Genomic DNA, 13,826 nt, shown 5'->3' with positions numbered 1-13,826 from the left:
CGTGGTGACGCGCCCCGGCCGCCCAAGTATGTGTCACAGCAGGTCGGAGGGTGGGCATCGGGTATGCCTCGTAGGTCATCGGGTGCCGTCGGCGGTGAGCTTCTCCAGCGCGGGCACGTCCTTCTCGGTGACGAGGGCGGGACCGGTGAGGATCGGCTTGCCGCCGCCGATCACATTGCCGTTGGTCTTGTTGAGCCACAGCTCGTCGATGGCCAGGTAGCCCTGGAGGTAGGGCTGCTGGTCGACGGCGAAGCCGATCTGCTTGGCCTTGAGCTGCTTGACCACTTCGGCGTTGAGGTCGAAGGTGTTGACCTCGGCGCTGGAGCCCGCGCCCTCCTTGGCCTTGACGGATGCGGCGGCGAACGGCGCGCCAAGTGTGACGACGGCGTCGATGTTCTTCGCGCTCTGCAGCTTCGCCTCGATGGAGGAGGTGGAGGCGGGCATGTTGGTGCCCTCGACGTTGAGGTTCTCGACGGTGCCCTTGAAGGTCTTCTTCACTCCTGCGCAGCGGGCCTCGAGCGAGACATTGCCCTGCTCGTGGATGACGCAGATCGCCTTCTTCTTGCCGCGCTTGTTGAGCTCCTCGCCGACTGCCTCGCCGGCCACGGACTCGTCCTGGCCGATATGGCTGAGTGCACCGACATCCTTGGAGAACTCGGCGCCGGAGTTGATCGTGACGACGGGTATGCCGGCCGCGACAGCCTTCTTGACGACTTCCTTGACCGCTTCCGGCTTGGCGAGGGTGACGACAATGCCGTCGACCTTCTGGTCGATGTAGGTCTGGACGAGCTGGGCCTGCTCCTTGCCCTCCTTGTTGGCTGCGTAGAGGAACTCGACGTTGTCCTTGCGGGCCGCGACCTTGGCGCCGCTCTGGACGATGTCCCAGAAGGTGTCGCCCTCGCCGGAGTGCGTCACCATGGCGATCTTGAGGCGGCCGGTGGTGGCCGGTTCGCCTCCGCCGCCGCCCTTGGAGGGGCTGTCCTTCGCCTCCTTGCCGCCGGAACTGCTGCATCCAGCGACGACGACCAGGGCACATGCGGCGAGCAGGGCTGCTGCCGTGCGGGTGGTACGCATGGTGGGTCCGCCTTATCTCCCGGCCGCCCGGTTGCGGCTGGGTGCGTTTTTACGGCGGTCCCGAGACGCAGTCAAGACTTTGTCCGAACATTCTTACGCGAAGGACATTCTTACGTGGCCGAATCGAGCGGGTGGACCGGGTCACCGCGGGGCACGGAAACGGCCGGGCGGCGCCAGGGCCGGGGGGTCACGGCCGGACGAGGAGCTGAAACTCGAAGGCGTAGCGCGAGGCGCGGTAGATGTGGGAGCCGAACTCGACCGCGCGGCCGGTGTCGTCGAAGGTGGTGCGCTCCATGGTCAGCAAGGGAGCGCCGGTCGCCTCGGTCAGCAGCTCCGCCTCCAGCTCGGTGGCGGCTCGCGCCCCGACCGACTGCCGGGCGCTGTGCAGGGTGATCCCGGCGGCCCGCATCATCCGGTACAGGCCGGTGGCCTCGAGCCGCTCCGTGTCGCATTCGAAGAGGCCGGCCGGCAGATGGTTGCGCAGCCGGGCCATGGGCTCGCCGTGGGCGAAGCGCAGCCGCTCGATCAGCTGGACTTCGCTGCCCTCCGGTACGCCGAGGGCGGCCGCGACCTCGGCACTCGCGGGCTCGAAGGCATTGCGCAGCACGATGGTGGCCGGGCGCTGACCGGCCGCCTCGAGGTCGTCGTAAAGGCTGCTGAGCTCCAGCGGGCGCTTGACCTGGCTGTGCACGACCTGGGTGCCGACGCCCCTGCGGCGCACCAGCAGGCCCTTGTCGACGAGGGACTGGATGGCCTGGCGGACGGTCGGGCGGGACAGCCCGAGCCGGTTGGCCAGCTCGATCTCGTTGCCGAGCAGGCTGCCGGGGGTGAGGGTCCCTCTCTCGATGGCTGCTTCCAGCTGCTGCGAGAGCTGGAAGTAGAGCGGGACCGGACTGGTGCGGTCCACGCTCAGCTGGAGAGACAGGGACGGGTCCGTCACGTGTCTGGGCTGCTTGGGCACGGAGCGAGCGTAGTCGCAGTGAATGTTGACGGGAAGTCGTGAAGTTCGGTTGTCAGGACAAAGTCTTGACATGGCGGCGGGCCGGGCATCACCTTTGGGCCATGCGCATCGGACTCATCGGTACGGGACGAATCGGCTCTTTCCACGCGGGTGTGCTCAGCCGCCATCGGGAAGTCGGTTCACTGGTCGTGGCGGATGCCGACGCGGCACGGGCGGCCGAGGTCGCCGAGCGCACCGGGTCCACCGCCGCGCCGAGTGCCGATGAGATCTTCACCTGGGGCGTCGACGCCGTGGTGATCGCCTCGGCGACCGCCGCCCACGCCGAACTCATCGCCCGCGCCGCCCGCGCCGGTCTGCCCACCTTCTGCGAGAAGCCGATCGCGCTGGACCTACCGGGCACGCTCGGCGCGCTCCATGAGGTCGAGCAGGCCGGCACCCTGCTCCAGCTGGGCTTCATGCGCCGGTTCGACGCGGGCTACACGAAGGCCCGCGAGATCGTACGGTCGGGTGCGCTCGGCCGGCTGCACACCGTACGGGCCATCACCTCCGACCCCGCCCCGCCGCCCGCCGCGTATCTGCCGCTCTCCGGCGGCCTGTACCGGGACTGTCTGGTCCATGACTTCGACATCCTGCGCTGGGTGACGGGCCGCGAGGTCGTGGAGGTGTACGCGACCGGTTCGGACGCGGGCCCCGCGATGTTCCGCGAGGCGGGCGACGTCGACACGGCGGCGGCGGTGCTCACTCTGGACGACGGGACCCTGGCCACCGCCACGGCCACCCGCTGCAACGGCGCGGGCTACGACGTCCGGATGGAACTGGTCGGCGAGCTCGACCAGGTCGCGGTCGGCCTTGACGACCGTACGCCGATCAGCTCGACCGAGCCCAAGGGCCCGCGCGCGGCGGACAAGCCGTGGCCGGGATTCCTGGAGCGGTTCGCCCCGGCGTACGAGGCAGAGCTGGACGCGTTCGTACGGATGGTGCAGGGCGAGGCGGAGAATCCGTGCGACGGGCGGGAGGCGCTGGCAGCGCTACGGATCGCGGAGGCGTGCGAGCTGTCACGGCGGGAGCGCCGTCCGGTGCGGCTCGAGGAGATCCCCTCCGACTGACAACCGACCGACCGACCGGCCGACCGACTGACCTGCCGACCGACCGGCCGACTGACGACCGGATCCCCTACCAGGTGACGGGCAGGCTCTCCGGGCCGCGGATCAGCATGCCGGTGCGCCAGGTCAGGGCCGCCGGATGCGCGTCCAGCGCCAGGTCGGGGCAGCGCTCCAGCAGCGAACGAATCGCGATCCGCGCCTCCAACCTGGCCAGCGGGGCGCCCAGGCAGTAATGGATGCCGTGCCCGAAGGCGAGGTGGCCGCGGCTGTCGCGCCGGATGTCGAAACGGTCCGGGTCGGGGAAGCGCGCCGGGTCGCGGTCGGCGTCCGCCAGTGCGATCAGCACCAGTTCGCCGCCACCCGGGATCGTCGTGCCGCCGATCTCCAGGGGCTCGGTGGTGAAGCGGTACGTCGGCGTCTCCAGCGGTCCTTCGTAGCGCAGCATCTCCTCGACCGCGCCGTCGAGCAGCGAGAAGTCGGCACGCAGAGCCGCCAGTTGGTCAGGGTGGGCAAGCAGGGCGAGCACCCCGTTGGAGATGAGGTTGACGGTGGTCTCGTGCCCGGCGACGAGCAGCAGCCAGGCCATGCCCAGCAGTTCCTCACGGCTGAGCCGGTCGCCGTCCTCGTCCGCCGTATGGATCAGCGCGCTCATCAGGTCGTCGCCGGGCTGCTCACGCTTGTCCGCGAGCAGCTGCGCCAGGTACTGCGTCATCTTCGCGGACGCGTCCATCCGCGCCTCGCGGTCGGTCGCGGCGAGCGCCGTGTTGGACCAGGACCGGAAGGTGTCCCGGTCCAGGAACGGCACGCCGAGCAGTTCGCAGATGACGGCCATGGGCAGCGGGAAGGAGAGCGCGTCCACCAGGTTCGCGCGCCCGGCAGGCACCATCTCGTCCAGCAGCCGGTCGGTGATCTCCTGGACGCGCGGGGCGAGTTGCTCCACCCGTCGCATCGTGAACTCACGCGCCACGAGCTTGCGCAGCCGGGTGTGCATCGGTGCGTCGGAGCTGAGCATGGTGACACCCGAGGCGATCTGGCGGATTCCGAGCTCCGGGGAGACATTGCGCCACTCCTTGGACAGCCGCGGATCGGCGAGTGCGGCACGCCCCGCCTCGTGTCCGACGATCAGCCAGGCCGCGTAGCCCTCGGGCATCCGTATCCGGTGGACCGGGCCCCGGGCCCGTAACCCGGCGTAGACGGGGTAGGGGTCGCGGGTGAAGTCCTCGCCGAGCGCGGCAAGATCGACGACGGCTGCTTCGGTGGTCATCGTCTCCCCCTCAGGAGTGCTGCGCGGACAGTACGGTGCCCTGCGCCACGGCGCAGAGTGTCTCCTCACCGTCCGCGTTCACCGCGTACAGATCGCAGCGGACGACGGCCTGACGGCGGCCAGTGTGCACGACGGCGGCACGGGCCACCAGGGTGCGCCCGGTCGCCGGGCGGATGTACTGGACGGAGAAACCGCTGGTCAGCACCGCGGGCCCGAGAGTCGTACCGGCGGCGAAGGTGATGGAGTTGTCGGCGGCGTACGCGAGCACTCCCCCGTGCAGATAGCCGTTCTGCTGGTGCAGCTCTTCGCGGATGTCCACTTCGAGCACGGCCTCGCCACCGCCGAACCCGGTGATCCGTGCCTGGAGCAGTCGGCTGAACGGCTGGCTTTCGAGAATCTTCCGGGCCACTTCGAGGTCAAGTCCGGGCATCGTCGTGCTCCTTGGGAAGTCGGTGGCGGAGGAGTCCGGTCAAGCGCTCACTCGTCGATGATCCGCTACCACCGCACCGGAAGGCTTCGCACCCCGCGCATCAGCATGCCGGGCAGCCAGTCGAGCGGACCGGCGGCGGGGTCGAGGGCCAGGTCGGGACAGCGTTCCAGCAGAGTACGGACGGCGATCCTGCCCTCCGTACGGGCCGGCGGCGCGCCCAGGCAGCAATGGATGCCGTGGCCGAAGGCAAGGTGGCCGTGGGTGTCACGGTTGATGTCGAAGCGGTCCGGGGCCGGATAGCGGGCGGGGTCGTGGTCGCCGGCGGCGATGCCGACGAGCACCGCCTTGCCGGCCGGGATCACGGTGTCGCCGATCCCCGGACCGGGACGGCGGTGAAGCGGGCTGTGCCGGTCTCCACCGGTCCTTTGTAGCGAAGCATCTCCGCGTCAGACTACGTCGGCTCCTCCTCGTCGAGCAGACCGGCATCATGGGCCAACAGAGCGATTTGGACCCGATTGTTGAGCCCCAGTTTGGCCAGGATGCGGGAGACGTGCGTCTTGACCGTCGGCACGCTCATATAGAGCGTCGCGGCGATCTCGGCATTGGACCGTCCGCGGCCGACGGCGACCGCCACCTCCCGTTCGCGCTCCGCGAGCGAGGTGAGCAGCTCGGTCGCCGCGGCTCTGCGGGTCTGGTGCGTACGCTCCGCCACGTGCGTCATCAACTGGCGGGTGACGACCGGGGAGAACCGGGCCCTGGCGGCCGTGCGTTGCTTCACTGCCCTCGATGCGCACGCCGTCCTTGCCCAGCCACGTGTGGATCCACAGCGCCTGCTGATTGCCCGACTTGAACGAGGTGCGGACGTGGTAGGTGAGCTCCCACACCCCAGGAAAGGGAATCGTCAGTTCCGGCACCTGTGAGATGCGCTGTGCGGTGGTGGTGAGAACGTGGTTGAAGGAGAGCGGGCCGGTCTGTACCCATTGCGAGCCGCCCTGCACGGAGGCCGCAGTCGTCGTAGCTGTCATAACTGAAACGGTAGCTTCGACCGTGACCTGTCTCAGAAGCTCGACCTGCACGTGGTCGGCGTCTATCGCGCCTTCCCGCCCACCGACCCGCTCTCCGAGATGGTCATGAGCGTCTCCGACCCGGCCCGGTCGAAGGAGCAGTCAGCGCTCCTTCTGATGTAATCCGTGACCAGGCATCCGCGACGCTGAACGCGCACACCGCAACCGCGCCAGAAGGGCACTGAACGCGGCGCGTTCGGCATCCGTATTACGGGAAGCAAGAACGCCGGCGGACACGCAGCGTCACCGCTTACGGGGATCTCGCGCGCCGCAGCACGTTGAGGTCTGCCCATCAGCAACTCGCAAGGCTGCTCCTTCACTTCAGGACCGTGAGGCGTCGATTTTTGACCGGCAAGGGAGATTGAAGTTGAAAGAGTCGGAGCCCGTTACCGAATTAAATGTCGCCAGCGCCGATACGTACGTGATGAAGAAACTTCCGGAGGTCACCCTGGCCTTCTGGATCATGAAGATCGCTGCGACGACCCTCGGCGAGACGGCTGGTGACCTCTTCGCCCAGACCCTCAAAATCGGCTACTTTCTCACCACAATCGCACTTTTCCTGATCTTCATCGTCACGCTGGTCATTCAGCTCAGGTCCAAGCGCTACAACCCCTTCTTCTACTGGACCGTCATCCTGTCCACCAGCACGGCCGGCACCACGATGTCCGACTTCATGAACCGCGACGCCAGCGCCGATTACCTCTCCAACGGGGCCACATCGCTGGGCTGGGGGCCGCAGGGTCTTGGATTGGGATACCCCGCTGGTGCCGCGATCCTGACCTCGCTCCTGATCGCCATCTTCATCGTCTGGAAGTTCCGCGGGCTGACGTTCTCCATTCGCGACATCACCACCTTCCGCGGCGAGGCCCTCTTCTGGTCGGCGATTCTCGTGTCGAACACGCTCGGCACTTCCATGGGTGATTTCCTGTCCGACAGCTCCGGGCTCGGCTACGCGGGTGGCGCGCTTCTCGTCGCCGGGCTGCTTTCCGTACTCCTTGCTCTCATGCGCGTGCCTTTCGTGCCGAACGTCCTGCTGTTCTGGATCGCCTTCGTGCTGACCCGCCCCCTCGGGGCCACTGCCGGTGACTTCCTGACCAAGCCCCTCGCCAAGGGCGGCCTCGACCTTGGCACGGCGGGCTCGTCGGCCGTGCTCCTTGCGATCCTCATCGGCCTCATGGGTTTCGCTCTTATGCAAGAGCGGCAGGAAACCGTCCTGCGAAACGAGCTCCTTCCTCAAAAGTCCTGAGGGCAAAGCGCCAAGCGGGCTTTGCTGCTCCCTCCGCTGCTGCAAATGCCCTTTCAACCGCCGAGCGGGAGCTCCCCGGCGGCCGAACAGCCCCACCGCTGCTCGCAAGACGCCCGGATCCACCCCGTCGCTTCTCTTCAGCCCATGCAGTGCGCGACCTGGACCGAAGTGGAGGTCAACGCGCCGCCACGACGTGGCCCCGGCCGCACAGGAGCTGATCCCTCAGCCGTCTTCGAGGCGGTATCCGTAGCCGCGCAGGGTGGTCACGCTGGGCGCTTCCACGGACTGTCGGGAGGCGGCGGCCTCCTGGAGACGGCGGCTCAGCCACCTCGACGGTCTCAGGTTCAGGCACGTTGTTACTGGTCATCGGCGCATCTTCCATGATCAGGACTTACACCGTTCGTTTCGTTTTACAGTCCCACATCGCGGCCAAGAGCCAGCCTCCGCTCATGCCCGTGAACCAGTGACTTCGGGACAGACGCGGTCGCCGCTTGCGTGGCGACAGTGGCGAGCATCGGTCAGCGTGCGCCCACAGACGCCTGGGCCGCGGGCAAGGCTCGGGGATCTACCTTCGAGTGACGGCCCTTGGTCTGCCGTTTTCGGGGTGGCCGAGCTGGGCCGATCGGGGCGGGGCGACGGAGTTCAGTCGAAAACCTTGACTGACATGTGAAATGTGAAATTGTTTTCTCCTGGCTGGTTCCCTTCGCTGGGGGCGGGCAGCCGCCGTGCCGACGTACTGCGTGCGGGTCTCGTGGGGTCCAGTCGATGGTGGCCGCACAGGTCACCTCAACCCCGAAGAGGTGTGAATCATGAAATCCAGAAGAAGAAGCAAGAAGCGCCTTGCGCTTGTGAGCGTCGCCGCCATCGGTGCGGCGGTCCTGACGCCGGTGCTGGTCACGCATGCGTCGGCCGCCAGCGAATTCTGTGTGTCGGGAACCCTGAAGTACACGCACGTGGACGCGGAGGCCGGTGGACGCTCGACCACCAATCCTGCTCGAGGCTCCGAGTGGGAGCTGTGGGGCAACGACGGCTCCGACAAGAAGCTGACCAGCGGCACCATCGCCGACAACGGTTCCTTCAATGCCTGTCATAGGCCCGCGCGAGGCAGTTCGCTCACGAAGGTGCGGGTGCAGTTTTTCGCGAGGGGCAATGGCGCGAACGTCGTCACCGACGTTAGCCCGTACGCGACGGGCTATTCGTTTGAAACAAGATCCGCATCGGCCATCACCAGGGACCTGGGCGACGTGATGGTGCCCTCGGCGGCGGGTGCCTGGAAGATCGTGGACACGTTCAAGGAGCTGTCAAGTAAAACTGCTAAGGCGAACGGCACGAAGTACGTATGGCCAACGGCCATTGCCCAAGCCCCATTCTTCGACACGATCAATACGTACGCTGTGTTCCTCAAGGAGGACGACACAAGATCCAAGCATCTCATCCTGCACGAGGCCGGCCACTCCCTGCAGTACAAGGCGCAGGGGAAGTGGTGGGACAGCTCCAAAAACTTGTGCCCCAAAGGCCACAGATTCGGGGAGGTCCTGTCGCCGGAGTGCGCATTCACCGAAGGGTTCGGGGACGCCGTCGCCGCCCACGCCCTCGGCGACGCGAAGTACGTGCATCCGTCTGGCACAGTTGTGTCCCTGCGGCCTCCGTCCGCCGGGAGTAATTGGACGACGCAGGATGACGTGGCAGGCGCCCTGGTGGCGAGGTGGAACACCGACGGCAAGTTCAGGAGCGACCTGAATGCCTTCTCGGGCCAACTGGTCGACACCTACGCCCAGTTCTTTTCCCTCGCCGGTGGCGCACCCCGACCGTAAGCGACGGCACCGCCAGCGACGTGGCGGCACTCGGCATGAACTGCAAGCGCAGCGGGCTGTCCGAGTCCAACGTCGAATGGACCAAGTACATGTACATCTACATTCCCGCAGGCCACCGCTCAGCTCACGATCAGCGTCAGTGGAGGCAGTGGCGACGCCGACCTCTACTACAACAGCCAGACCTGGGCGACCAATACCCGCTTCACACAAAAGAGTGCCGACTCCGGCAACAGCATACCTGACCATCACCAACCCCCTCTCCGCATTCAACGGCATCAGCCTGTACGCCAAGTCTTCGTTCAGCGGCGTCACGGTCATCACTCACAAGCCGTATTTCTATCGATCATGAGGACGGTTCTGATCGAACGGGATGCCTGGTCGGGTGATCTTGGCTGGGTGGGCGCATGAAGGAAGGACCTCCGGTGCAGCACGAGTTGCGATGTCAACTCGTGAGCCTGGAGGTCCTGTTGATGCAGTGGTACGCGGTTTCGTCCTTCGGGTTCAACTCGGTGCCGTCGGTGTGCGATTGCCTTGCTCACCGGTTCGGGAACGCAGCCGACCGGCCGGAGCGGGTACGGCGGCACCCGTCGGACAAGACCGACGCCCAGTGGGCAGTGATCCGGGACGCGCTGCCAGTGCCGGCCTGGCTGGAGGGCCGGGGCGGTCAGCCGGAGGGCTACTGTCACCGGCAGATGCTGGACGCGGTCTTCTACGTCACCGACAACGGCGTCAAGTGGCGCTCCGTTCCTGCCGACTTCCCCGCCTGGGATCGCGTCTATGCCTTTTTCCGCAAGTGGCGCAAGAACGGCCTGGTCAAGGAGCTGCACGACCGGCTGCGCGGCCGGGCCCGCGAGTCAAGGCCGATTTCATCCAGCAGGGAGAGGGTGGGAAGGCCGCCGGTCAGGCTCAACCTGACGCTACCGGTCCACGGTCCCGCCGCAGTCGTCTGTCGGCAAACGAACGAATGACGACAGGCGCGGCGGGCGTCCAATGAACCCGGACTTTCCGGGGCCCGATGGCGGCGCGGATCCGATCAGATCCGATGGAAGCTGATGACAGGGTTTTCTGACAGCTAGGCAGTTTCGTTTGGATCATCGGGCGGACCAGAGGAAGATGCCCCGAGCGGTGCGCGCCGTCGCGCCCAGAGCGCGCAGCAGGCCGCCGCACCCACCAACTGGTCGGCGAAGACGACGAGCTCGGAGTTTCCGGCCTGTTGGCTCGCCTCGGAGGCGAGCAGGCCGATGACCGCGGCGATGACGAAGACGAAGGTGTCGACGATCCAGTCGCGTGCGGTACGGCGCGGCCTGGCCCTGCTCCGGTGGCCGGACAGGTCCGGGTCCCGGGGGTCGGACATGGCTGAGGGCAGCAGCCAGGGGTACTCCGTACGCGTCATATCGACAAAACTACGCAGGTGGGAGCCGGGTGCGACCGTGTGACCGAAGGAAGCTACCAAAGTCGCGCGGACTCAGACTTTCGGAGCTGCGGCACATCCCGCGGGCCGACGCGACGGCCCGGCGGACCGGACCACGATCAACGCATGAAGAAGATTCTCGAAGGCATCGGCATGGTGCTGCTGGTCGTGGGTGTCTGTGGAGTGCTCCGCGAGCTGACGGGCTGGTTCCGCTTTCTCGGGCTCACGCGCTTCGTCACGGAGTACTTCGATTTTCTGCACGGCCGGGAGATCTTCGCGAACATTGTGATCGCCGTGGTCGGCTTCGCGGTGCTGATGATGGCGGACCAGTACCGGAGGGCTTAGGCGGCGGCTTCGGTCAGCCTGGTCACTTCGGCGAGGTGCTCGCTCATGCGGTTACTGACGCTGCCGCTGGTGTAGAGCACGGCGCCAACGACGGAGACCGGGACGGACAGGCCGAGTACGCCCAGAAGTTCGGGCCAGTCCCGTTCGGCCGTGCACCTGTTGTCGCCGTTGTACGACCCCTCGTTGGCCGTCGAGCGGTCCGTGAAGAGTCGCGCCTCGCACAGGGACTGATACCCGGCGTCGTACGGCGTGAGCAGTTGGACGCCGAACCACACCCACAGCAGTGCAGCGGCGGAGAGCAGTCCGAAGCCCCAGGCCCGGACCCGCTTGGCACGTGCCCGGAACTCTATGTCGTACGTCAGTGATCGCATGGCGCCAGAACCTAGCAATCCGCCCGGTCGGCCGCGCGCCTGCCCCAGGTGGTGCCCGCCAGGACCAGGCCGGCGCCCAACAGCCCGAGCGCGCCGAGGTGTTCGCCCGCGATCGCGATACCGGCAGCGGCCGCCCACAGCGGTTCGGTGCCGAGCAGCAGGCTGACGCGCGACGGCGAGGTGCGGCGTACCGCCCACATCTGCACGAAGAAGGCGAACAGCGTGCAGAACACGGAGAGGAACAGCAGCCCGGCCCATTCGCGCGGGCCGAAGCCGGCGGCCACCGACCAGGGCGAGGCCCCGGTACCGGGGACGGCGGCCAGCACCGCGAACACGGCGACCGCGCTGCCCAGTTGGACCGTCGTCAGGGAGAGCGAGTCCGCACTCCGCACCGCCTTGATCCTGGCCATCGCCAGCACATGGACGGTACGGGCCAGCGCGGCCAGCAGCATCAGCAGATCGCCGAGCGAAGGTGCGCTGAAGCCGCCGCCCTGGGTCAGCAGCACCACACCGGCGACGGAGAGGCCGGCCGCGGCCACAAATACCCGAGGCGGCCGGGTCCTGCTCACCGCTGCCTCGGCGAGCGGCGTGAAGATCATGGTGAGGCTGATGATGAGCCCGGCGTTGGTGGCGGAGGTGTGCACGACGCCGTACGTCTCGAGCAGGAAGATCCCGCTCAGCACGAGCCCGAGGAGAGCGGCGCCGCGCCACTGCGCGCCGGTCAGCGCCCGCAGCTTGCGGTGGCCTGCCGCGGCCAGCACCGGCAGGACGAGCGCGAAGCGGAGCACCAGCACGGCGACGACCGTGTGCGTGGTGGTGATGCCCTTGGCCGCGAGATAGCTGGCGCCCCACACCACGGCCACCAGCAGCACGGGCAGGTCGGTGAGCCATGCGCGTCGGGGCGCGAGGGCAGCAGCAGGTACGGCGATCGACGACACCTGGGTCTCCAAGGTTCCGGCAGGGTGGAGCCTTCGGCGGCTCGCACGCGGAGCGATCACCGTACCCGGGTGGACGCGTGAGTACTACACGTTTTATTCGGTCTCGTATGTGCCGTACTCGGGGCGGCCCGCCAGCCCGTACGTGTGGATGGCCACGCCCGCGCCCGTGACACGGGCCCCGGCGTGCCGGAACGCGGTCGGTACCGCGCCGTTGGCGAACAGACGGCGGCCCGTGCCCAGGACGACGGGGAAGATGAGCAGATTGAGCTTGTCGATCAGGTCGTGCGCCATGAGGAAGTGGGCGAGACCGCCGCTGCCGTGGACCTGGAGCTCACCGTCCGTGCGCTCCTTGAGCGCCGCGACCTCCTTGGCGAGGTCACCGTCGATGATCGTGGTGCCGGCCCAGTCGGCCTTGTCGAGCGTGCGCGAGGCGACGTACTTCGGCAGGGAGTTGAGCCGCGACGCGACCGGGTCGGCGGGGTCGGTCACCTTGGGCCAGTAGCTCGCGAAGATCTCGTACGTACGGCGGCCGAGCAGGAAGGCGCCGGCCTGGTCGAAGACCTCCGTGATGAACCGGCCGAAGTCGTCGTCGCCGTACGGTACGGACCAGCCGCCGAGCTCGAAGCCGCCGCTGGGGTCCTCGTTCGGTCCGCCAGGGGCCTGCATCACGCCGTCGAGGGTGGCAAAGGTGGTGATCGAGAGCTGTGCCATGGCAAGTGCCTGCTTCCTGGGTGCGGTGTTCCGTTCATCAGCTCGGACCCCGCCCGCGCCGGGAATTCATCGGTCGGCCCGGCTGGAGCGAGATGACAGCCATCCGCATGGCGGTGCCGACGATCTCTTGCTGAGGGGGTCACACGGGGATTCAACGTCCGTTTGCCGCCAGCACCGAGGAGGCAGGGCCGCTTTCCTTGAGGTCGTAACCACTACTGACAAAAGGGGTACGGGATGTCCAGGACGGCTCTGGTGACCGGTGGCAGTCGCGGCATGGGGGCGGCGATCGCCCTGCGGCTCGCGCGGGGGGGCGTCGATGTGGCGATCACGTATGTGCGCGGCGAGGAGGCCGCCCAGGCAGTGGTCCACAAGATCGAGGCGACGGGGCAGCGGGGTCTCGCGCTGCGGGCGGACGCGGCGGACGCCGAAGCGCCCGGCGCGGCCGTCGGCCGGGCCGCGGACCGGCTGGGGCGGCTCGACATCCTGGTCAACAACGCGGGTGTCGGTGTACTCGGTCCCATCGAGGACCTGTCCGCAGGCGATGTGGACCAGGTGCTCGATGTGAACGTACGGGCGGTGTTCCTCGCCGCGCAGGCGGCGGCCGCCCGGATGGAGCGCGGCGGGCGGATCGTCTCCATCGGCAGCTGCATGGCACAGCATGTGCCGGGTCCCGGCGGCACGCTCTACGCGATGAGCAAGTCCGCACTGACCGGCCTGACCAAGGCGCTGGCCCGGGAGCTGGGCGGGCGCGGCATCACGGCGAACCTGGTCCACCCGGGCCCGATCGACACGGACATGAACCCGGCTGACGGCCCGTACGCCGAGCCGCAGAAGGCGGACACGGCGCTGGGCCGTTTCGGCAGCGCGGAGGAAGTGGCATCCCTGGTCGCGTACTTGGCGAGCGACGAGGCGGCGTACATCACGGGCGCGGAGCTGTCGGTGGACGGCGGCCACGCGGCGTGACCGGGGCTCCGCCCCGGACCCCCGTACGGCTTTCCGGGGGTGTCCTCAATCGCCGGACGGGCTCCTCGCAGGCGGACATCCCAGCCTCGCCGGCGATTGAGGCGCGGGGTCCGGGGCGGAGCCCCAGTTGC

Annotated in this window: 14 protein-coding genes and 2 pseudogenes; 6 read left to right on the top strand and 10 right to left on the bottom strand. The window is 67.7% G+C overall.

The genetic code is table 11. The features are described from left to right. Positions 1-75 precede the first annotated feature (75 nt). Together OG735_RS33550 and OG735_RS33545 are read right to left on the bottom strand one after the other, a co-directional pair. A complete protein-coding gene (locus OG735_RS33550) occupies positions 76-1,074 on the bottom strand; it encodes a sugar ABC transporter substrate-binding protein (protein ID WP_327326889.1) in 999 nt (332 codons plus the stop codon). A 187-nt stretch (positions 1,075-1,261) separates the two neighbouring features. After that, positions 1,262-1,981 carry a GntR family transcriptional regulator gene (locus OG735_RS33545; protein ID WP_327328543.1) on the bottom strand — a complete coding sequence of 240 codons (720 nt, stop codon included), beginning with the start codon at positions 1,979-1,981 and terminating at the stop codon, positions 1,262-1,264. 155 nt (positions 1,982-2,136) lie between these two features. On the opposite strand from OG735_RS33545, the gene OG735_RS33540 reads away from it, so the two are divergent. After that, positions 2,137-3,141 (top strand): Gfo/Idh/MocA family protein, encoded by a 1,005-nt coding sequence (locus OG735_RS33540; protein ID WP_327326888.1) that lies wholly within the window; start codon positions 2,137-2,139, stop codon positions 3,139-3,141. Positions 3,142-3,208: 67 nt separating this feature from the next. On the opposite strand, the gene OG735_RS33535 is transcribed toward OG735_RS33540, so the two are convergent. The 4 genes and pseudogenes from OG735_RS33535 to OG735_RS33520 form a co-directional block, all read right to left on the bottom strand. Next, a complete protein-coding gene (locus tag OG735_RS33535) occupies positions 3,209-4,402 on the bottom strand; it encodes a cytochrome P450 family protein (protein WP_327326887.1) in 1,194 nt (397 codons plus the stop codon). A 10-nt stretch (positions 4,403-4,412) separates the two neighbouring features. After that, entirely contained in the window at positions 4,413-4,832 is a 420-nt protein-coding gene (locus OG735_RS33530) for a PaaI family thioesterase (RefSeq protein ID WP_327326886.1), read from the bottom strand. 65 nt (positions 4,833-4,897) lie between these two features. After that, positions 4,898-5,274 (bottom strand): annotated as a pseudogene (locus OG735_RS33525) (cytochrome P450); the annotation flags it as partial. A gap of 9 nt (positions 5,275-5,283) precedes the next feature. Continuing rightward, a pseudogene (locus OG735_RS33520) lies at positions 5,284-5,577 on the bottom strand (response regulator transcription factor); the annotation flags it as partial. 686 nt (positions 5,578-6,263) lie between these two features. Here OG735_RS33520 and OG735_RS33515 point away from each other — a divergent pair. From OG735_RS33515 to OG735_RS33505, 3 genes are all read left to right on the top strand, one after another. Then, the gene (locus tag OG735_RS33515) at positions 6,264-7,142 is read left to right on the top strand and encodes a COG4705 family protein (protein ID WP_327326885.1); all 879 of its coding nucleotides are present in this window, start codon (positions 6,264-6,266) and stop codon (positions 7,140-7,142) included. A gap of 848 nt (positions 7,143-7,990) precedes the next feature. Beyond that, positions 7,991-8,956, top strand: a complete 966-nt coding sequence (locus tag OG735_RS33510; RefSeq protein ID WP_327326884.1) for a hypothetical protein — start codon at positions 7,991-7,993, stop codon at positions 8,954-8,956. 449 nt (positions 8,957-9,405) lie between these two features. Beyond that, positions 9,406-9,924 carry a transposase gene (locus tag OG735_RS33505; protein ID WP_327326883.1) on the top strand — a complete coding sequence of 173 codons (519 nt, stop codon included), beginning with the start codon at positions 9,406-9,408 and terminating at the stop codon, positions 9,922-9,924. A 104-nt stretch (positions 9,925-10,028) separates the two neighbouring features. Here OG735_RS33505 and OG735_RS33500 read toward each other — a convergent pair whose 3' ends face one another. After that, positions 10,029-10,349: a hypothetical protein gene (locus OG735_RS33500; protein ID WP_327326882.1), complete on the bottom strand. Its 321-nt coding sequence runs from the start codon at positions 10,347-10,349 to the stop codon at positions 10,029-10,031. Between the two features lie 144 nt (positions 10,350-10,493). Here OG735_RS33500 and OG735_RS33495 point away from each other — a divergent pair, with 144 nt between their 5' ends. Then, on the top strand, positions 10,494-10,712 hold the full coding sequence (locus tag OG735_RS33495; protein ID WP_327326881.1) for a hypothetical protein: 219 nt from the start codon (positions 10,494-10,496) through the stop codon (positions 10,710-10,712). Here the strand turns inward: OG735_RS33495 and OG735_RS33490 are convergent. From OG735_RS33490 to OG735_RS33480, 3 genes are all read right to left on the bottom strand, one after another. Beyond that, complete coding sequence (locus tag OG735_RS33490; RefSeq protein ID WP_327326880.1) at positions 10,709-11,083, bottom strand: hypothetical protein; 375 nt, start codon at positions 11,081-11,083, stop codon at positions 10,709-10,711. The two genes, OG735_RS33495 and OG735_RS33490, sit on opposite strands and share 4 nt — an antisense overlap. A gap of 11 nt (positions 11,084-11,094) precedes the next feature. Further along, on the bottom strand, positions 11,095-12,021 hold the full coding sequence (locus OG735_RS33485) for a DMT family transporter (protein ID WP_327328542.1): 927 nt from the start codon (positions 12,019-12,021) through the stop codon (positions 11,095-11,097). Positions 12,022-12,114: 93 nt separating this feature from the next. After that, positions 12,115-12,732 (bottom strand): dihydrofolate reductase family protein, encoded by a 618-nt coding sequence (locus OG735_RS33480; protein ID WP_327326879.1) that lies wholly within the window; start codon positions 12,730-12,732, stop codon positions 12,115-12,117. Positions 12,733-12,966: 234 nt separating this feature from the next. Between OG735_RS33480 and OG735_RS33475 the strand changes: the two genes are divergently transcribed. After that, positions 12,967-13,695 (top strand): SDR family NAD(P)-dependent oxidoreductase, encoded by a 729-nt coding sequence (locus OG735_RS33475; protein WP_327326878.1) that lies wholly within the window; start codon positions 12,967-12,969, stop codon positions 13,693-13,695. The last annotated feature ends 131 nt before the right edge of the window (positions 13,696-13,826 follow it).

The sequence above is a fragment of the Streptomyces sp. NBC_01210 genome, assembly GCF_036010325.1.
GTDB lineage: Bacteria > Actinomycetota > Actinomycetes > Streptomycetales > Streptomycetaceae > Streptomyces.
This window is presented reverse-complemented; position numbering and strand designations above follow the sequence as displayed.